The following is a 1,049-nucleotide window of genomic DNA, read 5'->3' on the forward strand; positions in this document are numbered from 1 at the left end:
CAGAGATGTGTATAAGAGACAGGCCCTCCGAGGGGTCCGTGGTGACGGCGGCCGAGGGCGCCCAGGGCGGCGCCGGCCGTCCGCAGCGCGGGCAGACCGTGCCGCCCCAGGGAGTGCCGCCTCAGGGAGTGCCGCCCGAGGCCGCGGCCCGTCAGGCGCCCCCGGGTGGCGAGAACCAGCATGCTCTCCCTGCCGTCGCGTCGCCGGACCCCGCGTTGCAGCCCGGGCAGCCCGGGCAGCCGGGCCGGCAGACCGGTGGCCGACGGGCCCGCAGGGCCCTGACGCTCTCCCAGGAGCGTTCCGCGCAGTCCGAGCCGGCGGGACCGCGTACGGCGTTCGCGCTGCCGCCCGCCGACGCCGACCGGGTACCGCCCGTGCCGGCACCCGGCGTCGCGGCCCCGGGGATGCCCGAGGCCCCGGCTGTACCCATGCCGTCGGCGGCACCCGATCTTCCGGCGCACGCGGCCGCCCCGGCACGCGCCGCCGGGGCCCAGGGAGGACCGGTGGCGATGTCCGGCGGACCCGTGGAGCGCCATGACGCCGTACGTACGGCACCGGACGCCGACCACACCCCGCCGCAGGCACACCCCGTACCGTCCGGCCGCCGCAGGGCGCGCCGCGCGGACGTCCCGGAGCAGCAGCCCCCCGCCGCCCCCGGGCTTCCCGTACCGGGACAGCCGCTGCCTCCGGTCCCCCCGCAGCCCGACTGGGTGGAGTCCGGTGCGCCGGGGCGGGGCCCGGTGGCGCTCACGGACCAGGACGGCGCCCCCGCTCCGGCGGCCGACGCACCCTGGGCGAGCCCCGACGGGACCGCGCACACCACCGGCACCGTCGCGGCGGGCCCGGAGACGGTGCCGCACCCGGACCAGGCCGCCGCGCCCGGACACACGCCGGACGCGCGGCACCAGCCGCTGCCCGCCGAGACGCCGGCGTCCGCGTCGTCGGACTCCGCGCAGAGCCGCGCCTTCAGCGTGCGGACCCTGGGGCAGGGGGTGCCGTTCGCGCAGCACCTGGCGCATCAGCAGAACCTGTCTCTTATACACATCTCT

Annotated in this window: 1 protein-coding gene and 1 pseudogene; one reads left to right on the plus strand and one right to left on the minus strand. The window is 78.9% G+C overall.

The features are described 5' to 3' along the window. On the minus strand, nucleotides 1-182 hold a 182-nt coding region (locus IH13_RS44230), incomplete at its 3' end, for a hypothetical protein (protein ID WP_234433178.1). A gap of 327 nt (nucleotides 183-509) precedes the next feature. Here IH13_RS44230 and IH13_RS44235 point away from each other — a divergent pair. Further along, nucleotides 510-1,049: pseudogene (locus IH13_RS44235) on the plus strand (PAS domain S-box protein); the annotation flags it as partial.

The organism is Streptomyces sp. NRRL WC-3549 (genome assembly GCF_000721935.1).
Taxonomy (GTDB): Bacteria; Actinomycetota; Actinomycetes; order Streptomycetales; family Streptomycetaceae; genus Streptomyces.